General features: G+C 36.5%; 16 protein-coding genes. 4 read left to right on the top strand and 12 right to left on the bottom strand.

The features are described 5' to 3' along the window. Positions 1-36 precede the first annotated feature (36 nt). The 5 genes from MM213_RS07045 to MM213_RS07025 form a co-directional block, all read right to left on the bottom strand. Positions 37-984 carry a pyridoxal-phosphate dependent enzyme gene (locus MM213_RS07045; RefSeq protein ID WP_241410805.1) on the bottom strand — a complete coding sequence of 316 codons (948 nt, stop codon included), beginning with the start codon at positions 982-984 and terminating at the stop codon, positions 37-39. A gap of 290 nt (positions 985-1,274) precedes the next feature. Continuing rightward, entirely contained in the window at positions 1,275-2,672 is a 1,398-nt protein-coding gene (lpdA, locus tag MM213_RS07040; RefSeq protein ID WP_241410803.1) for a dihydrolipoyl dehydrogenase, read from the bottom strand. Positions 2,673-2,794: 122 nt separating this feature from the next. Continuing rightward, entirely contained in the window at positions 2,795-4,339 is a 1,545-nt protein-coding gene (gene odhB / locus MM213_RS07035) for a 2-oxoglutarate dehydrogenase complex dihydrolipoyllysine-residue succinyltransferase (RefSeq protein WP_241410801.1), read from the bottom strand. Between the two features lie 111 nt (positions 4,340-4,450). Further along, the gene (locus tag MM213_RS07030; protein WP_241410799.1) at positions 4,451-7,252 is read right to left on the bottom strand and encodes a 2-oxoglutarate dehydrogenase E1 component; all 2,802 of its coding nucleotides are present in this window, start codon (positions 7,250-7,252) and stop codon (positions 4,451-4,453) included. Positions 7,253-7,588: 336 nt separating this feature from the next. Continuing rightward, positions 7,589-8,461 carry an alpha/beta fold hydrolase gene (locus MM213_RS07025; protein ID WP_241410798.1) on the bottom strand — a complete coding sequence of 291 codons (873 nt, stop codon included), beginning with the start codon at positions 8,459-8,461 and terminating at the stop codon, positions 7,589-7,591. 374 nt (positions 8,462-8,835) lie between these two features. Here MM213_RS07025 and MM213_RS07020 point away from each other — a divergent pair, with 374 nt between their 5' ends. Genes MM213_RS07020 through MM213_RS07010 form a run of 3 tightly spaced genes read left to right on the top strand, consistent with a single transcriptional unit; the run spans position 8,836 to position 11,130 of the window. Next, complete coding sequence (locus MM213_RS07020; RefSeq protein ID WP_241410796.1) at positions 8,836-9,342, top strand: DUF2306 domain-containing protein; 507 nt, start codon at positions 8,836-8,838, stop codon at positions 9,340-9,342. A gap of 52 nt (positions 9,343-9,394) precedes the next feature. Next, the gene (locus MM213_RS07015) at positions 9,395-10,423 is read left to right on the top strand and encodes a sensor histidine kinase (protein ID WP_241410794.1); all 1,029 of its coding nucleotides are present in this window, start codon (positions 9,395-9,397) and stop codon (positions 10,421-10,423) included. Positions 10,424-10,425: 2 nt separating this feature from the next. Beyond that, positions 10,426-11,130 (top strand): LytR/AlgR family response regulator transcription factor, encoded by a 705-nt coding sequence (locus tag MM213_RS07010; protein WP_241410793.1) that lies wholly within the window; start codon positions 10,426-10,428, stop codon positions 11,128-11,130. A gap of 478 nt (positions 11,131-11,608) precedes the next feature. On the opposite strand, the gene MM213_RS07005 is transcribed toward MM213_RS07010, so the two are convergent. The 6 genes from MM213_RS07005 to MM213_RS06980 form a co-directional block, all read right to left on the bottom strand. Further along, on the bottom strand, positions 11,609-12,367 hold the full coding sequence (locus MM213_RS07005) for a hypothetical protein (RefSeq protein ID WP_241410791.1): 759 nt from the start codon (positions 12,365-12,367) through the stop codon (positions 11,609-11,611). A gap of 619 nt (positions 12,368-12,986) precedes the next feature. Next, a complete protein-coding gene (locus tag MM213_RS07000; RefSeq protein WP_241410789.1) occupies positions 12,987-13,187 on the bottom strand; it encodes a hypothetical protein in 201 nt (66 codons plus the stop codon). Between the two features lie 217 nt (positions 13,188-13,404). Further along, the gene (locus tag MM213_RS06995; protein ID WP_241410787.1) at positions 13,405-14,520 is read right to left on the bottom strand and encodes a hypothetical protein; all 1,116 of its coding nucleotides are present in this window, start codon (positions 14,518-14,520) and stop codon (positions 13,405-13,407) included. Positions 14,521-15,467: 947 nt separating this feature from the next. Continuing rightward, positions 15,468-16,022, bottom strand: coding sequence for a hypothetical protein (locus MM213_RS06990; RefSeq protein WP_241410785.1), 555 nt, complete (start codon positions 16,020-16,022; stop codon positions 15,468-15,470). Between the two features lie 525 nt (positions 16,023-16,547). Then, a complete protein-coding gene (gene htpG / locus MM213_RS06985; protein ID WP_241410784.1) occupies positions 16,548-18,431 on the bottom strand; it encodes a molecular chaperone HtpG in 1,884 nt (627 codons plus the stop codon). Positions 18,432-18,602: 171 nt separating this feature from the next. Further along, positions 18,603-18,932 (bottom strand): hypothetical protein, encoded by a 330-nt coding sequence (locus tag MM213_RS06980; RefSeq protein WP_241410782.1) that lies wholly within the window; start codon positions 18,930-18,932, stop codon positions 18,603-18,605. A 346-nt stretch (positions 18,933-19,278) separates the two neighbouring features. Between MM213_RS06980 and MM213_RS06975 the strand changes: the two genes are divergently transcribed. Next, the gene (locus MM213_RS06975; protein WP_241410780.1) at positions 19,279-20,310 is read left to right on the top strand and encodes a DUF6090 family protein; all 1,032 of its coding nucleotides are present in this window, start codon (positions 19,279-19,281) and stop codon (positions 20,308-20,310) included. Positions 20,311-20,354: 44 nt separating this feature from the next. Here the strand turns inward: MM213_RS06975 and MM213_RS06970 are convergent, their stop codons facing one another. Further along, complete coding sequence (locus tag MM213_RS06970) at positions 20,355-20,717, bottom strand: DUF2200 domain-containing protein (RefSeq protein ID WP_241410778.1); 363 nt, start codon at positions 20,715-20,717, stop codon at positions 20,355-20,357. Positions 20,718-20,795 lie beyond the last annotated feature (78 nt).

Raw genomic sequence — 20,795 nt, 5'->3', positions numbered from 1 at the left:
TTTTATAAAAAATATGAAAAAGTTATTTTTTTTGATTTAAAATGGCAACTTCTCCAAATCAACATTTCCTCCACTTAAAATAATCCCAACTTTTTGGCCTTTGAAATGCTCCTTATTTTTGAGCAAAGCTGCCAGTGGAACTGCACAGCTGGGTTCTATAACTATTTTCATTCTTTCATAAATGAGGCGCATGGCAGCAATGATTTCTTCGTCATTGACCGTGAGAATATCATCCACATGGTCCAAGATGATTTCAAAATTCAATTTCCCCAAAGATGTCAATAATCCATCCGCTATGGTATTTGGCCCTTGCATGGGGATTAGTTTTTTTGACTGAAATGATCTAAAAGCATCGTCAGCCCCTTCAGGCTCAGCACCAATAACTTTGGTTATGGGTGAAATGTATTTGGTAGTCAGTGCAGTGCCTCCGAGAAGCCCACCACCACCTACTGGAGCCATGATGGTATGGAAGTCAATTCCTTCCTCCCACATTTCCAGAGCGCAAGTGGCTTGTCCTTCAATGACATCGAAATAATCATAAGGAGGAATAAATGTGGCTCCAGTCTTTTCCACTACCGTATTTAAAGTAGTTTCCCTTGCTATCAAATTGGGCTCACATTCTATGATTTCACCTCCATAAGATTTTACAGCTTTCTTTTTGATCTCAGGAGCTGAAGATGGCATAACGATGTATGATTTAATTCCAGCCACAGTTGCTGCCCGAGCCAATGCGGCTGCGTGATTACCAGATGAGTGTGTAGCTACACCATTTTTCTTTTGCTCTTCAGTGAGTTTGACTACTGCATTTGCTGCCCCTCTAGCCTTGAATGCACCGACTTTCTGAAAATTTTCACATTTAAAGAATATCTCACAGCCTGCCATTTGATTTATAGCTTCTGAGCTCATAATTGGTGTCTTGTGGATAAAAGGTTGAATTCTTTGATGTGCAATTCTGATCTCTTCAAGGGTGGGGAAATTTTTCATAATATCAATTTTATACTCATTGCAAATATCAAAAAAATACCTTTCTAACGTGTGAACAAATTTAACTAAGATTAAATGGTGTTTCTTTCCGCTGATGGATTTTTTGTTGTCTCGAGTTCTTCAATTTCAAAAGAATAAAAAGAGACCTTACAACTGTAACCTTGTAGCTTAGTGCTTTAGGTCATCTGAGACCAAAGCCATCAAACGAAAAAAATCTCTCCCAAATTAATAGGAGAGATATGAACTATGTTTTTATTGAAATATTTTCTTCCCGCGAAGAATAAGTTCGATTATATATGCAAAGCCCTATTATCTGTAGCAGCCAAACATGCCTCTTTGAATGCTTCTGTATAGGTCGGGTGCGCATGCGACATTCTGGAAATATCCTCTGCTGAAGCTCTGAATTCCATGGCAACAACTGCTTCTGCAATCATATCTGCTGTTCTTGGGCCAATCATGTGTACTCCCAAAATCTCGTCTGTCTCAGCATCTGCCAATACCTTCACCAATCCATCGGTATCCATAGAAGCTCTTGCTCTTCCTGATGCCATGAATGGGAACTTGCCGGTTTTATATTTGACACCTTTTTCCTTCAATTGCTCTTCAGTAAAACCTACTGCAGCAACTTCAGGCCAAGTGTAAACTACTCCTGGAATAAGGTTGTAATTGATATGTGGCTTCTGTCCTGCAATAACTTCAGCTACAAAAGCACCTTCTTCCTCGGCTTTGTGAGCAAGCATTGCACCTTTCACTACATCTCCTATAGCGTAGATGTTCGATACATTCGTTCTCAAATGATCGTCAACTTCCACTTGACCACGATCTGTAATTTTAACTCCTGCAGCTTCTGCATTCAAGCCATCAGTGTAAGGTCTTCTACCAATAGAAACCAACACATAATCAGCTTTCAGCTCTACAGTTTCTCCCTTAGAGTTCTCCGCTTTGACTACTACTTCCTTCCCTTTGTTTTCTACCTCCACCACTTTGTGTTTCAAGTAGAATTCAAAGCCTAATTTCTTCAAAGACTTTTGTAATTCCTTACCCATGGTTCTATCCATAGTTGGGATAAGTGAATCCATATATTCAACTACAGAAACTTTCGCTCCCATTCTGCCATACACAGACCCCAATTCCATTCCAATCACACCACCACCGATTACGATCATGTTTTTTGGAATTTCTTTCAAGTTCAAGGCTTCTGTAGAAGTAATGACTCTCTTCTTGTCCAACTTGATAAAAGGAAGTGTAGAAGGTTTAGAACCCGTAGCAATGATGATGTTTTTGCCTTGGATATTCTCGGAAGAGCCATCATCTTTGGTTACTTTGATGGTGGATTTATCTACAAAGGAACCCAAACCTTGATGAACATCAATTTTGTTTTTCTTCATCAAATACTGAATACCATCGACATTCTGCTTTACAACATCATCTTTTCTGGCAATCATCTGTTTGATATCAACTTTCAAGCTGCTCAAATTGATCCCGTGGGTTTTGAAAGTATGGGCAGCATTGTGATAATGTTCGGAGGAATCCAAAAGTGCTTTTGAAGGAATGCATCCAACGTTCAAGCATGTCCCTCCAAGTGTTGGGTATTTCTCTACTATGGCAGTTTTCATTCCCAATTGGGCTGCTCTAATAGCAGCAACATATCCTCCTGGACCGGAGCCGATTACGATTACGTCGTACATATTTTTAGACTTTAGATGTGAGACTCAAGAAACAAGACTTGCATCTCCCAAATTAAAACTTGATTTTATAATAAAAAGGTAGAGGAACTATTCATCCCTCTACCTTCCTAATTCATCCTTTGTTAAACTCCAAACAACAATCTCGTTGGATCTTCCAATAGTTGTTTTACTCTTACCAGGAAGCTAACGGATTCTCTACCATCGATGATTCTGTGGTCATAGGAAAGCGCCAAGTACATCATTGGAAGGATTTTCACTTCGCCGTTTACAGCCATTGGTCTTTCTACGATATTGTGCATTCCTAGGATAGCAGACTGAGGTGCGTTGATGATTGGAGTAGACATCATGGATCCGAAGATACCTCCATTGGTCAATGTGAATGTACCTCCTGTCATTTCCTCAATTGACAATTTGTTGTCTCTTGCCTTTGTAGCCAATCTCACTACTTCCTTCTCGATTTCCTCAAAGCTCATTGCCTCTGCATTTCTGATTACAGGTACTACTAGTCCTTTTGGTGCAGACACGGCAATGGAAATATCACAGAAATCATTGTAAACGATTTCGTTTCCGTCAATTTGTGCATTCACCGCAGGCCATTCCTGCAATGCCACACAAACTGCTTTGGTAAAGAATGACATAAAACCAAGGTTTACACCATGCTTTTCCTTAAACTGGTCTTTGAATTTTTTTCTCATTTCCATGATTGGTCCCATGTTCACTTCATTGAAAGTGGTCAACATGGCTGTTTCATTTTTCACAGAAACCAATCTTCTAGAAACAGTTTTTCTAAGGGAAGTCATTTTCTCCCTTCTGCTATCTCTTGATCCAGCTACTTTAGGTGCAGTTTCAGGTTTTTCTTCTTTTTTGGATTCAGCTGGCTTCGCTGCTGGCTTTGGAGCTGATTTTTCAGCCTTCTCCGCATCTTCTTTTGTAATTCTTCCATCCTTGCCAGTTCCCTTGATTTCGTTGGCGCTGATTCCTTTTTCTGCAAGTATCTTTGCAGCTGCCGGAGAAGCATGGCCTGTAGCATAGGTTTCGTTTCCAGAAGAATTCGAAGTACTTACTGATTCCTTTGAGCTTGATTCAGAAGAATCTTCAGAAGCTGGCGCTCCACCTTCCATTACTTCAATCTTACAGATCAAACCACCGATTTCTAAAGTATCGCCTTCTTGTGCAACATGTCTCAAAATACCGTTTGCTTCAGCAGGAAGTTCAAAAGTAGCTTTATCAGAATCAACCTCAGCGATGATTTCATCCAATTCCACATAATCCCCGTCCGCTTTCAGCCAATTTGCCAAAGTCACTTCAGTGATTGATTCTCCAACTGTAGGTACAATCATATCTTTGACTTCACCAGTTTTGCCTCCTCCGGAAGAAGAAGACGATGATTCAGCTGGTTTGTCTGACTTTTCGATTTTACCTCCAGCTTGTCCGTCTGTGTTGATTTCGCAGATCACTGCTCCGATTTCTAAAGTATCGCCTTCAGCTGCTTTGGTTTTCAATATTCCAGCAGCCTCTGCTGCCAATTCAAAAGTTGCTTTATCGGACTCCAGTTCACAGATTACTTCGTCCATTTCGACGAAGTCACCGTCTTTTTTGAACCACTGTCCAATTGTCACTTCACTGATAGATTCCCCAACGGTAGGGACTTTGATTTCTAGGCTCATTGTTTTTTCTTTTTTACCCCCAAATTCTATTACAGAATTTAAGGTTAATTTAACATGAATAAATTTAAATTAAACCTAAGCCAGCTTTTCTTTAAAAGCTGGCTAGGGGTTTTATGAAAGTTTTAATGCTTTTTTCACGATATTGGATTGTTCTTCCACATGGACTTTGTTATATCCTGTAGCAGGGGAAGCACTCATTTTCCTTGCGATCACATCCATTGGAAGCTCTTTGTAAAGCATTCTCAAGATATAATTCCAGTACCCCATATTTTCCGGTTCTTCTTGTACCCAAACTACTTCAGCATCTTTGTACTTGGCGATGGCATCGAGCATTTGTTTTTTAGGAAGTGGGTGAAGTTGCTCTATTCTGATGATAGCTACATCTTTTACTTTTTCTTTTTCCCTTACTTCTTCTAGGTCATAGAAAATTTTCCCTGAACAAAGGATGACACGCTTCACATCTTTTGCTTTGACTGTATTGTCAAGAATAACCTCCTTGAAACCTCCCGATGTAAACTCTTCAATAGGAGAAACAACCTTAGGATGTCTCAAAAGCGATTTTGGAGACATTACAATGCACGGTTTTCTAAATTCCCAAGCCACTTGTCTTCTTAGCAAATGGAAGAAGTTAGAAGGCTCTGTGATGTTGGCCACCACCATGTTGTATTCAGCAGAAAGCTGTAAGAATCTCTCTGGTCTGGCATTGGAATGCTCAGGACCTTGACCTTCATATCCGTGAGGAAGCAACATGACCAAGCCATTCATTTTTTGCCACTTGGATTCTCCAGAAGAGATAAACTGGTCAATCATGGTCTGTGCGCCATTGGCGAAATCACCAAACTGAGCTTCCCAGATAACCAAAGAATTTGGACTCGCCATTGCATATCCATATTCAAATCCCAAAACAGCATATTCAGAAAGCAAGGAATTGTAAATGCTAAATTGACCTTTGCTATCCTTCATTTCCTTTAGGAAATTGTAAGGCTTATTGGTAGTGGAATCATGAACTACTGCGTGTCTATGGGAGAAAGTCCCTCTTTGCACATCTTGTCCGGTGATCCTAACTGTTTTTTCTTCCAATAGCAAAGACCCATAAGCAAGCAACTCAGCAGATGCCCAGTTTAAAGATTTCGCATTGAAAAACATCTCTTTTCTTTGCTTCAGCTGAATATCAATTTGCTTGATAGGTTTGAAACCCTTTGGCACTTGAGTGATTGCTTCAGCTACTTTTTTGATTGCTTCTTCAGAAATGAAGGTGTCAGGTGATTTGTCAAAATCCTCCGGCGTTGACCTTCTCAGTGACTGCCATTCCTTTTCAAATTTTGTAAATTGATATGGAAGTGGCTTTTCTTTCACCATGTTCAATCTGTCTTGAAGCAATTGTCTGAACTCAGCATCCATCTGCTTGGCGATTTTAGCATCAAGGTCTCCTCTTTCAGAAAGTCTTTTTACATAAATCTCCCTTGGATTAGGGTGCTTCGAAATGATATTGTAAAGTTCAGGCTGCGTGAATTTAGGCTCATCAGATTCGTTGTGGCCGTGACGACGGTAGCACACCATATCGACAAAAATATCCTTGTTGAATTTCTGACGGAATTCTGCTGCAAGTCTTGCCGCAAAAACCACCGCCTCTGCATCATCACCATTTACGTGGATCACAGGTGCATCAATGATCTTTGCAACATCTGTACAGTAGATAGAAGATCTAGCATCGTCAAAATCAGTAGTAAAACCAACTTGATTGTTGATGACAAAATGGATAGTCCCTCCAGTATTATAACCTTTCAAACCAGCCATTTGTGTAACTTCATACACAATCCCCTGTCCAGCAACTGCCGCATCTCCATGGATCAATATCGGAAGGGCTTTAGTAGAATCTCCTTTGTGCTGAGAATCAATTTTTGCTCTTAAAAAACCTTCTACTACTGGGTTTACAGCTTCTAAGTGAGAAGGGTTTGGAGCTAATTTGAGGTTTACTTTCTTGTCGTCAATCGTAGTGATATCACTAGAATAACCCATGTGGTACTTTACATCCCCATCACCCATTGTCAAGTCAGGCTTTGCCGTACCTTCAAACTCAGAAAAAATCTGCTCGTAAGTTTTACCCATGATGTTGGCAAGGACATTTAACCTTCCTCTGTGCGCCATTCCAATCATGACCTCCTCTACTCCAAGTTCAGCACCTTTATTGATGACAGCATCCAAAAATGGAATTGTGCTTTCGCCACCTTCTAGGGAAAATCTTTTTTGGCCGAGGTATTTTGTATGCAAAAAGTTTTCGAAAACCACCGCCTCATTCAATTTGGATAGAATTCTTTTCTTTTCTTCTGTTGGAGGGTTGAAGGAAAGCGCTTCTTTTTCAATTTTTGTTTTCAACCAATCGAGCATTTCGGGATCTCTAATGTATAGATACTCGAAGCCCATAGGTCCTTCATAAATAGTTTTTAGAGACTCGATGATTTTGGAGAGCTTTGCTGCACCGATTCCGATCTCATTTCCAGCTTGAAATTCAGTATTCAGATCATTTTGATCCAAACCGAAATCTTCCAAATCTATCAAAGCTTTTCTATCTCTTCTTTCCCTTACAGGATTTGTTTTTGAGCGAAGATGGGCTCTGGATCTATGCGCATGAATCAAAGCACGAACTTTGATTTCCTTTGGCAGTTGTTCCATGTCCATAATGGTACCTCTAGTAGCAAGAGCACCATTCGCAGCAGGTTTTGTTTGATTGGAAGCAGAAGATACTTGGGCGCCTCCGTTTTCGTCCTCTCCATATTGCGTGATGGCAAATTCAAATCCATCAAAAAATGTCTTCCAGCTAGGGTCTATTGCCTCTGGGTTGTTTTTGTAATCTGCGTATAGCTCATCGATGTAAGCTACATGTGCATTGGCGATATAGGAATATTTATCCATGATTGAGTTTTTGCTAATGGTACAAATGTACTTAGGATTGTATTTACTTAAAAACTGTTTATTCGCTTATACAAATGTCCCTTATTGTCTTGAAGATAAGGTTTATTTATGAATCAGAATAAACATAGGCTCTACTGAGAAAACCCCTGTAGAATCAAAATAATATAACGAAATCGAAAGAAAAACTTACTTATTTGAAATTAGATATAGACAAACACCTAAGTATAAATTAGAAAAAATATTATGTGATTATCCGCAATGAAACCAGTAGGTTAATTTTCTAATGAAATCATGCGGATAATCGTTATTAGTTGATCAGTTATTAGTGCATCAATTTCACTTTATGAATTTTTCCACCTCCGAAAAAAACCACTCTGGCTCATCCAAGAAGACAAAGTGATAAGCAATATCTGCAACTAGCAAATTTGCATTTTGGATATCTTTCAACTGATTTTTATATCCAAATGTCACATTTTCTTTGGTTGCACCATAATTTTGATACGCGGCCCAAGCGCCAAATACCTGAACTGGGATTTTGACTTTACTCATTAATGGACGGATATCCGTGGTATACATTTCTCCATAAGCTTGTCCGATTATTTGAGGGTTGCTATTCATTCCCATCTCTATCACTTTTTCTCTTTTTGAAGGAGTAGCAATCATCGATTCCACTATCATTTTTTGGTTTTGTAATGCTTGCTCCTCATTCATTGAGGCCATGCTTGAAGTCATTTGCTCAACGATAGGCTTGGCTGACTCAGGAGTGATCCCAGGAATCTGCAAAACAGGAAAATACGGCACTCCATCTATTGAAACCACTTTTTCAAAAAGTTCAGGTTCCTCTGCTGCTGCCCACAGTCCCAAAAAACCTCCCATACTGTGACCTACTAAAATAGTATTTTCTAATTTTTTTTCCTTCGTGTAAGCAATCAACTCCTCTAAAATGGCTTTGAGGTAATGATCTTTTTCCACAAACTCATCATTTCCAAATCCCTTGATATGAACCAGATGCAATTCATAGTTTTCCGTATATCTTTCCACCAAATCATCCCAAACATCGGAATTGCAAGCCATTCCATGAATTAAGATCATCGGCTGTCCTTTCCCAAGCACTGTCGTACTCATAACTTTTTCTGATTGCTGTCCAAATAATATCCCAGAAAATGCCACGCATAAAAAAAGCGTCAAGATTGAATTTGTTGTTTTCATGATTTTGTTGTTTTGTTTGACTCAAATTTGGCAGAAGGAATAGATTTCCTAAAATTACTTTGACACAGGGACGCTGAGATTTGACGAAATGTAAAAAGCACTCTCAAAAACTGCTTCTAAGGCATAAAACTTCCTTTTTCTCAAACAATCCGTTTTTATCGGCAATTGGTCATTGAAAACTTGCGATTGGTCAATCAATTTTGATTGCTTTCTTGATTATTGCGATTTTTGGAAAAAGAATAAAATGATTTGGTGGACATTATATATTGTAGCTATTGTGTTTTTAACTTTAGGTCTGGCTAAAGCTTTTCAAAAAAAAAGTAAAGGTTAAAGCTCAAAGTTTGATTTCATAAATATTCAAAACAAATAAATTTATGGGCAACATTACTGGCAACTTCATTGGGCAAATCCATTTGCTTGCTTCAATTGCGGCATTGGTTACAGGGTTTTATGTTTTGGTCTCTGCCAAAGGGACAAAAAGACATAAAAAAATCGGCTATGCGTATATTTTATTCATGGTCGTAGTAAATCTTACTGCATTTATGATTTATAGGCTTTTCGGTAAGTTTGGAATATTTCACTGGTTTGCGGTTGTCAGTATTTTGACAATGATTGCCGGTCTTTTTCCTTTGTTTGTCAAAAACACAAAAGACTATCTCGTGTACCATTTCAACTTTATGTATTGGAGTGTAATAGGCCTTTATTGTGCTTTGATGGCAGAAACCTTCTCAAGGCTTCCTGAAATAGTATTGACCGATACCGGTCAGCCAAATATCGTGTTTTACAAATTTGTCGGAATCGGAACGGCTGTCGTGATGGCAATTGGTATAGCTTTTTACATAAAGTATAGACCCATCTGGCAAAAAAGATATGGAGACTAAAAAATCGGCACCTAATTGCGCATGAATACTTTAGATTCTAAAAAAAAATGAGATGATTGAAAAACTGAGACAGTACAAACTTCACCATATTTCATTTTGGGTGACATACTTTTTCTTTTGGGTCAAATACTATACTCCATACTATGAAAACATAATTGATCTTTATGGGGTAACGGGAATTTATCTCTTTGCCCATGCCTCACTTTTCTATCTTATGCGATGGCTATTCCTATCAGAGAATCAAAAAAAGCTGAATTCTTTTTTATTGATCATCATATATCTTGCTCTATGCGGAGCTATAAGTTTTGTGATGTATGGCATGATCAAATTATGGCTTGGAGTCATGCCCGAAGAAATCTTCAAAGCAGATTTCATGCAAGTCATCATGTTTTTTTCTATTTCCAACTTCTTCACGGTGGGTGCCTTATTGGTACTTGCAATATTCTCCCACAACAAAAGGCAGCAAAGAAAAGTAGAAGCCATGGAGAAAGAACGCCTAGAAACAGAACTGCAATACCTAAAAGCACAAGTTAATCCACATTTTCTCTTCAACACCATCAATTCTATTTATGTATTGATAAAGATTGACCCGGAAAAGGCCTCTGACACCTTGATCAAGCTGTCCAATTTGCTAAGATCTCAGCTTTATGAATTTACAGAAGACAGGATAGACATCGCCAAAGAATTGGATTACCTCGAAAACTACCTTGCTCTTGAAAAGATTCGAAAAGGTGAGAGATTGGATTTGAAGTTTGAAAAGGAGGGGAATTTGAGTGGCTTTAAGATCGCACCTTTGATGCTGATTCCATTTTTGGAAAATTGCTTCAAGCATCTATCAACGTATACAGACCGACCTAACATTGTTCAGATCAATATAAAAAGAAACGGAAAACTTCTGGAAGCCACATTTTTCAATACTTGCGAAGACAAGAATGTATTGAAAGAGCAAGAAGTGGGTGGAATTGGTCTGAACAATATCAAGAGAAGACTTGAACTGGTCTATCCAAAGCAACATGAGCTGAACATTAGGCATGACCAAGAGGGATATTTTGTACATTTGAAAATCAAGCTGGAAGTATGAAAATGAGGGCAATAATAGTCGAAGATGAACCACTTGCCCGTCAGGGTTTGGAAAGCTATGTGCGTGAAATAGAATGCCTAGAACTCTGCGGTGTCTGTGAAAATGCCCTCCAAGCCAATGAAATGATAGCTTCGCAAAAACCGGACTTGATGTTTTTGGATATTCAAATGCCCAAGATTACTGGCCTTGATTTCCTCAAGACGCTCTCAAACCCACCTTTGGTGATCTTGACTACAGCTTATCCAAACTATGCCCTGCAAGGATTTGAACTGAATGTGGTGGACTATTTGGTAAAACCCTATCCCTTCGACAGATTTATCAAGGCGGTGAACAAAGCCAAGGAAATCCTCGAACTCAAGCAAAATCGCAACACTTCCACTGCCAGCACCATAGAAAAAGAACACTTCTACATCAAAGTAGATAATGCCTTGAAACGCATCAACTTTGTTGACATCTACTATATAGAAGGCATGGAAAACTACGCTTCTATTTTCACCGCTAAGGATCGCTTCATTACTCTAATGACGATGAAAAGCCTCGAAGAACTTCTCCCACGAAGCGAATTCCTGCGTGTCCACAAAACCTATATCGTATCCAAATCAAAAGTGCTTGGAATCATGGGAAATGAACTGGATATGGGATTCTCCAAGATCCCTATATCAAGAAGCAGGAGAAATGAAATAATTGGCGAGTTGACTGGGGGTTAGAAGATTGGAAAGTGGGAAAGTTGAAATAGCCCGACCTCGGCAGATTTGATGGACAAGGGATACAAACTCTACTTTTTTTGGATTGAAAGATTTGAAAATTACCCAAAATATGCAGATGAAAGGGATAATAGCATTCGTGCTGCTGCTGAAGTTGCTTTTCTCCGCCAAATCCACTTTTTTTAATTGAAACTGAAAAACTAATAATCTTGCCAATTTCCTATTGGTAAGATCGTATATGTAACTATTTACATCATAGTAGATTCCACTTCTCAGCTTGAAGTGTATCATAACAAGACAAGGTGTTTCCAATCCAATATGTAACTTAATCCCTAACCTGACTGATATAGTCATTGACTAACTCAACAATTTTTGTTATTCCTAACATTTTGGTAATTGGTAGAAAAAGAGAAATCAGCCTTTGCCTAAAAGAGAACTTTTCTAAAGTTTCGAACTTTAGAAAAGTTTACTTCTTGCTAACCTATCTCCTTTCTGACTTCTTATCCCAATTGAATACCCCTCCAAAACCCAATTGAAAAAACCAATAATTGAAATTGTCAGTTGGAGAATTGGTGATTGGCGTGTAAAAAGATTCCCAAGGACTACTTCTTTCCATTTGAAATCGCTTTCCAATTTTTATTGTAGATGTTACGGATTCTTTCTTGAACAACCAATGGCCATCAAATCCAACACCTACAAACAAGCCTGACGATTCATGGAACAGATTGACAGAGTTTCCAGGGGAAGCCAATATACCATCTAGGGATGTGCTTGGTGCCGTGGTGTTGGATAGAAACAGATTGGTATCCGTAAAGCTGAATCCAACTTGTGGATATATAGCAAATCCATCTCTTTTGAATACATGGTAGGCAAAATTGAAAGAGTAAGTCCATGGATTTCTTTTGGACATAGCTCGATCCGGAATATCTATAGTGTTGATTTGGTTACCCCAAAACATATCTGAGCCCATCATAAATCTATTCAGCCTATAGTTAAACCCAAAGCCATAATTTAGATGTCCTCTAGGCAGGATTGGATAGTCATTTTGGAAGAGGTTTGCATTGATGTTGGCAAAGGAACTGATCGTATAGGCAGGGATAACAGCATATATTTGAAATCCTCGCTTAAAATCAGATCTATCTCTGATCACCCTTCCTTCTATTTCGTCAAAATCTTGGGCGAAAGTATTGCCCAAGATTCCGATAAAGAATACTAAAAAGAAAAATTTACAGTTTACCATTGGAATAAAATTAAAACTTTGATTATTATATATATCCGTTTTTATACCAGTAGAATCTAAACAATTGAATTAACCTGTGATTTCGAACTAATATCAATAAATATCCAATATCTATTAGTATCAGTTTGCCAAAAAACAATCGTTTAATTGATTAGTGGCATGATTGCGGATAATCATATTGATTATTTATCAATTTCGCGGTTCCTAGCAGATAACCTTTTGAAAAAAAGAAACGCCAAACACCGTTCGAGTTTAAACCCGATATAAAATATACTGAGTATCCGCAATGTCACTCGTTATGATAGAAAAAGACTTTGTCCCACGCAGATACTTGTGCAAAGTCAACTGGACACAACACTTAATTCAATGCTCAACCAACCTATCAATTTGCTACACCCAAACATGCGAATACATATATAAAATATTGACTCGATATTTTTATCATAATTAAATTTTGCTTTTTATTAAAGAATAAGTATTAAATAATGTGATATGAAGTAAATAAAAAATTAGATGAAAATCAATTAGCAAGATGACAAAGCTTATGAAAAATTTTATTTACAGTTGAGACATTCAATACTTCTATGATGTCTTTTTTCGGACCTGACACTCTTTTATCTTAAATGATTGCCGAAATCTGATCTTCTGACAAAGTATTTCCTTCTATGCTTAGAGAGGAATGAATAATTCTGATTCGATTCTGTTTTCGAAGTTTCGGGTTTTCCTTCACCAGATTTTTGGCATTCACAGCTCCTATTTTTTCCGAGACGGAGGTAATTAATTTTAAAATTGTGGCATTAATCTCGTAAGGTGGTTTCATTTTTTGATAGTATCAAAAATAATTATTTCGCGTGATAAAAAGTTTTGAAACTTGAAAAGATGAAACAAATATTGGGTAACTTGACTTGGTCGATCTAGGAAAATGGTTCTTTTCCGAGTAAAATCATGCTCTAGCTTTTGAAGACTAGAGCATGATAAAAACAAGAATTATACAGACTATCAACTACAATGCTTGAATTATAAAATAAAATCTTCAATCAGTCAAACTGAATCAACTCTACTTCTCCAGAAAACAATGTTAACCACAAATTATCTTCAAGTTGAACCAAACCATTTGGGGAAAAATTTAATCGGTCCTGTGAATGAACTAACTCGATAGATCCATTTGACAAATCCACTTGGTAAAACCCACTGATTCTGTGTTCATCTTGATTTGGCATATAAATCAGGTATAACAAAAACTTGTTGTCTTTCAATGTAGTTTCTGAAGGTAGATAGTAAGTCACACTTTTTTCTGAAAGAGACTCAAAGCTGGGTTCTTGGCCTTTTTTACCCACAACGAATTTTGAGGAGAAGCCTTGTTGTGAAGCTTCAGGTCCTAATCCCTGAATATAGAAAACTAAATCCTCACTCGGAATATATTGTAACAAAGCAGTTCCTTGAAAAGGAGAAAGCTCCTCACTTAATGTTCCGGTTTCTATATCAAAAATCGAATTCCCAAATATTTTTTGCCCAATAATATACTCTCTATTAGTATTACCAAAATCGAAATCTGGTATAATCCTTCTTTCATCATTTTCTAAATTAACAATTGTAAGAGTTCTGCTTCCATCTTCTATCGGATTGGAATAAACCAAATGCCCATCATTGACTCTTGACACTCTACCTGTACTACTCATTTGTCCAAATGGAATGGATGACGAATTTTCAATATCATATAAAAATAAGTCGTTTATATATACCCCTGAATTTTGATATATGACCCTATTACCATCTACAGCCCTTAATCTTGTACCTAATTGATCATCAAGTTTGAGAAGTTGACTAGAATTTATTTCAAGTCTATAAGTGCTAATCTCATTATTGGCAAAATCATTCAAAAACAAATATTCCCTATCGGGGCTTAAGTCAAATTCACCCAAACGGTCAAATTTAGCCAAAGGCTTAACCGCCATCTGCGTTTTTATGATATGCTGGTAATCAGGCAGCTGAAATCTAAAAATACTATCTTTATTAACTTTTAAATCTACATATAATTGATAAAATTCTCCCTCTTTAAAATCATACTCTAATTCAGTAATTGAAGACGTCTTCTGGAAAGGGGCGGTATTCACAGGTGTTATAGCGAGGGTGTCACTATCTTTGTTAAGCATGATTAACTGTGTTAAAGGTTGGTCACTATAATCGTCTAGCCTAGGAAACCAAAATTTAACACTGCTTGAAGACTGTGGGTGTGTTGAAAAAAAAAGCTTATCTGATTTTAAAACTACTTTTACTTCAGCTGAAATTATAGTATCAGGATTTTGAGGTTCCTCACATGAACCAAGAAGTAAAACAAAAATTAAGAGAGCGAATGAATATTTATTTACCATGATATTAAATTTTGAACAATTTAAATCTTACTACAATTTAAATATGTAACTACAAAAGCTATAATTTCACTAAAAATATAATTTTTTCTCAAGAATTTCAAAAAATAATCTATTTTTTGAAATTCTTTATTGAAGCATTATCTACACAATTTGTACTAGCTAATTCTTTTTTCATATCAAACAATAAACCCCGAAAATATCCATTCAAGGAATTTTCGGGGTTTTGAAATTTAGATTGGAAACCTTCGGGGTCTGAAAGACATCAAAGTTTCTAGGGAAAAAACCTTCGGGGTCATAAAGACATCAAAGTTTCTAGGGAAAAAACCTTCGGGGTCTGAAAAAGACCCCAAAGGTTGAGTATTTATATCATTCCACTAGACCTCTTGACAAATTCAATAAGGACTTAACATGTCAGAATAACTAGAACATGAAATCCTAGATCAAAATTCTATTTAAAAACTTTTCACAGTTTTTATAGTATGCAGATTATTTTGAGAATTTCTTTTTATTACTCAAGAAAACTCTTTCCTCTTGGTTGAATTTTGAATTGAATGCAAAATATGCTATGGAGCCAAAAAGGGGTAAACCTATTATAACCCAAAACCAAAACATTTGATTCTTTTCTAAGTCTCCTTTCCATATTTTGAAAAGAAGATTACAGATTGAGGATAATATTACCACTAATATTAGAGAAAGTATAATTATATTGATATCCATATTATTGATGTTTAATGTTCTAACCAACAGTGAATAGCTGAAGCAACATAAACAGCAGCTACACATTGAGGACCTAATGCATCACAAAGCGCTTGTGTTTCTCCATCAGATTCAATTATTTCCATCATTTGCCTATAATGACATCCAGCACAAGATTCTCCTTCAGCCTGTTCACAATCATTTAAAATTCTATAATTTTCTTCTACAGGTGCCCCCATGAATTCGGTAAATTTACCATCAAAAACGGTATTTGAACCTATTTCTATCCCGTTTGCAAAGTGATAATAAGAAATCGACCCATTTTCATTATTCACCATTCTTTGTTCAAGAACTGCTTTTACAATTCCTAAATCATTAATTAGTACAGGATATATTATGTCATTAACATTTGATGTTACTATGGGGACTTCAAAGCCCTTGATATTGCGAGTAACCACAATTAAATTGTTAGTAGGTATTCCTTTTAATTTACTAACTTCATTTATAGCCAAACTTTCTATTGTAGTGTGTTTTTGAAAATTATCTTCACTAACACATGAAAATATAGTAATTATTGTAAAAAACAAATTACTAAATAGTTTAAAATTTTGTGTCTCATTTTTTAAATAATTAATTGTTAATAAATTGATTAAAAAGGTCTTAGCGCTAAAAACTTAACTTAAAAATATCCCCCCCAAGATTAAAAGTCAAGTTTTCAAGAAAATTTTTTTTTGAAATATTTTGTAAATATCTGATATTCAACATGAAAAAATTTAAATTTACCGAACCCCAAAATTATTAGGCAACTATAGATCAGGCGGTTATAAATCACTGAAAAATAAATTCACCTTATTTAATTTCATATATGATAAGTCATAAAAGAGAGATTTTCTGAAAATTTAAACGTAATTTTTGTCATCACTTCATATCAAACAAAAAACCCCGAAAATATCCATTCAAGGAATTTTCGGGGTTTTGAAATTTAGATTGGAAACCTTTGGGGTCTGAAAGGCACCAAAGTTCAATGGGAAAAACCTTTGGCATCATAAAGACATCAAAGTTTCTAGGGAAAAAACCTTCGGGGTCTGAAAAAGACCCCAAAGGTTTAGAGTTTATATCATGTTTACAGACCTTTTCACAAACTCAGTCAAGTCCTTACCTGTTAGCAAGCCTTGGGCAAGGAGTGCCAAGTCGAAAGATTGCTTTGCCAACTTGGTTTGTTCTTCTTCGCTTTCGGCTTTGAGGATTTTATCGATGACGCTGTGGTTTCCGTTGATGGCTACTTTGTAGTTGTCAGGAAGTGAACCGTAGAAGCCCATTCCGCCGCCTGTTGCAGCCATGTCTTTCATTCTGCGCATAAACTCATCCATAGTCACAGTCACTGGAAGTTCTTCAGGATTCAAGCCTTCGATTTCCACACTGTAGGATTTATTGTCAATCGCTTTTTCGAAGATTTCCTTCACTTTAGTGGATTGCTCTTCAGATAGAAGATTTGCGAAAGCATCATCTTTCTGGATCAACTTTTCTGCAACATCAGCATCTACACGCTTCAGTTGGGTCTTCTCTTCTTTGCCTTCCAAGTGTTGGATAAAGTGGCTATCAATCGGTGAATCCATCACCAAGACATCATAGTCTTTTTTGTTGGCAGACTGGATGAACCCATCCTGCTTGTTGACATCCGTAGCATATAGATAGATCGTCTGCTCGTTTTTGTCTGTTTGGATTCCCTGTACTTTTTCCTTGTATTCAGGTAAGGTATAGAACTCTCCTTTTGTGTTTTTCAACAAGACGAAATCTTTTCCTTTTTCAGCAAATTTCTCCTCAGAGATCATTCCGTATTTCACAAAAAGACCGATATCGTTCCATTTTTCTTCATAGACTTTTCTGTCTTTCTTATAAAGTTCCGACAACTTATCCGCCACTTTTTTGGTGATGTAGTTGTTGATCTTTTTTACATTTCCATCAGCTTGCAAGAAGCTTCTCGATACGTTGAGAGGAATATCAGGAGAATCGATCACCCCATGAAGCAGCATCAAGAATTCAGGAACGATGTCTTTAACTTCGTCAGTGATAAATACCTGACGGCTATATAATTTGATTTTGTTTTTCTGGAAATCAAAATCATTTTTCACTTTAGGGAAATACAAAACCCCTGTCAAGTTGAATGGATAATCCACATTCAGGTGAATCCAGAAAAGAGGATCTTCACTCATTGGATAAAGCTCCTTGTAGAATGAAAGGTAATCTTCATCTTTCAAGTCACTCGGAGACTTGGTCCAGATCGGTGAAGTGGTGTTGATGATGTTGTCAACTTCTACAGATTTCCACTTTTTCTTGCCTTCTTCATCCACACCATCTTCTACACTTTCGGATTTGGTGCCGAACTTAATGGTAACAGGAAGGAATTTGCAGTACTTGTCCAAGATGCCCTGAAGCTTCCACTTGTCCAAAAACTCTTCGGATTCTTCATTGATGTGAAGGATAATATCTGTACCTCTTTCTGTTCTATTCCCTTCGGAAATCTCGAAAGATGTACTTCCGTCACATGTCCATTTGGCAGGCTCAGAACCTTCTTGGTAAGAAAGCGAATTGATCTCAACAGTGTGGGCTACCATAAAAGCTGAATAGAACCCAAGACCAAACTTACCGATGATCTCGTTGGCATCTTTTGCATCCTTGAATTTTTCTACGAACTCAGTAGCACCAGAGAAAGCGATTTGATTGATGTACTTTTTGATCTCTTCGGCCGTCATTCCAAGCCCTCTGTCTGAGATGGTGATAGTCTTTTTGTCTTTGTCAAAAGACACTTCCACAGTTGTATCACCTAGTTCTCCAGTATATTGACCGAGTGTAGCCAATCTTTTGATTTTTTGGGTGGCATCTACGGCATTGGACACCAATTCACGAAGAAAAATCTCATTGTCTGAGTAGAGAAACTTTTTGATGATTGGGAAAATATTCTCGGTATGGATCGAGATGGTACCTTTTTCCTGCATAGCTATATAGATTTTTAATTATTGATAAACATTTTTGACAATACAGCCTTATCAATGCCTGTTCCAAAGGGTGAAAAGTGTCATTTTGGCAGTTTAAAAAGAAATATGCTTCGTGAAATAAATAGATATATACCTTCGGTGAAATATTATTGAAATATGGAAAAATAGATATTATATAAGTCCTATAGCTTTTAAAATGCCTACTGCAACTCCTATTATGAACATCATGAAAATAAAAGTGAGACAGCCACCTTTTTCTGATTCTATGATGGGTTTGCCATTTTTATAGAAGTCAAAGAGGACCCCATTGATTCCCAAGGAAAACTTGAATTGATAATGATTTAATTCCTCTTCTTCTTTTAAAGAAAAATGATGGTCAGCACCGAAAATGGAGTACTTTGAAGAAACAATTTGATCATCAACCTTGATGGTTTCTTTTCCTAAAAGAGAGTTGAAAATCTCTATTTTCTTATTGTCAAGATAGATTTTTGTGTATTTCATTATATTAGAGAGTCTTCTTTGTCTTCTTTTTCAGGTAAAAATCTAAAACCAATCAAATAAGTCAAAATTCAGATAATGCATATGATCGTTTTGATATCAAAATCGAAAGTTAAAATATGCCAAAGAATTTACCAATTATTTCTATTTATTTCCACCATATTTCCATTTATATCAAATCCTTATAAAGTATCCCTGTATCCAATAATACCCCCAATATATTTCAATTTTAGATCTATAGTATTTCTATTTATTTCCATGTATATCTTATTTTAAAAAAAGGAAGGATGTTTTTTTTATAATAATATTAGCCTATTTTCCTATCGCATATTACAATAAAACAAAGCATATGATAAATATTTTTAAAAATCTAAGGAAAGGATTTATTCAGAGTGGAAAGTTTTGGAACTACCTAACGTATGCCTTGGGAGAGATCTTTCTTGTAATTATTGGAATTCTATTGGCCTTACAGATAAATAACTACAATCAAAAAAAATCAAATGAAAGAAGGTTTCATTTGATTTTGGAAAATATTCAGAAAGAAATAGAATTAGATATCAAGAGTTGTGATAATGCGATCAAAGAGCATGCAAAAAGGGACTCCATCATTACAGCAAACTATTTTCTTGATGCCTCTTTGGACAGTATAAAAAAGATTAAAGGAGCCGATTTCTACCCACATTTGTCATACTCTGGCTTCAAGGCAAATAAATCTATTTTTGGAACACTTTTACAAAATCAGGAAATCGTTCCTTCCAAAAACATTGATTTGATTTTTTCTCTGAGTGCCCAGTATGTCAACTGGTATGATTACATTATGGAGGTGCAGGGAATCCTCAAAACACAGGTTTATGAAAAAAGAAAAGAGTATTCTGATCTATTCGAAATTCTCTCGGAGGATGTATGGCTTCCATTTGTCGCCAATAATCCTAGGTACAAGACGGACTTATATAACTACAAGGCTCTTGATGATAATTTCATAAAGATGGTGCGGGGTTATAGATCGCAAGACATTGATAATTACTTAAAAATTGATTCTATCTTACAAACTAATAATCCCAAAAACTTTTTGCTCGCTTTGGAAGATGAGCCATTTTTAGGAACCTATTTTTTAGATAAAGATTCGACAAGCATTGAATTGATTAGGAATGGGAACCAACTTTTATTCAAAGAAAATAGTAGTTTTTACAATGGATATGTTAAGAGTATAGCATTAGCTAAGATCAATGATTCCACTTTGTTTTTCAATGACGAGCTTAATATTCATTTTATCATCAAAATGAAATATGAAGATCAAACGTGGAGCATGGTACTCCCAAAAAACCAGGAAAGGTATAGGCTAGAAAAACATTCTGGTACAAACGACATTAAAACCCCTTAAATCAAGTAACAGTTAAAACTCAATTTGAATCGTAAATTATAATCCTATACCCTCATTATCTTTTCCATCTTCTTCCCTTTGGCCAGCTCATCTACCAGCTTGTCTAAGTATCTCACCTGCTTGGTGAGCGGGTTGTCTATATCTTGGATTTTGTATCCGCAGATGGTTCCGGTGATCATTTCTGCATTTGGATGTAGTTTTGCCTGAGCAAAAAACTCTTCAAATGTGACTCCTTCATCTACCAAAGATTGGATCTTGTCATCATCAAAGCCAGTCAACCAATTGATGACTTGATGCAATTCATCTTTCGTCCGCTCTTTTTTTTCGACTTTGACGACATAGTGAGGATAGACCGAAGCAAAGGTCATTTTTGCCATTCTTTCATTGTGTTCTGCTGTGGGTATCATTTTTCTTGAAGGTTTGTTCTTGAAAATTTCTGATATTTATTGACTAAAATAAACCCTATTTTATAAAATGGGCATAAA

The sequence above is a fragment of the Belliella alkalica genome (genome assembly GCF_022549785.1).
In the GTDB taxonomy this organism is placed as follows: Bacteria; Bacteroidota; Bacteroidia; order Cytophagales; family Cyclobacteriaceae; genus Belliella; species Belliella alkalica.
This window is presented reverse-complemented; position numbering and strand designations above follow the sequence as displayed.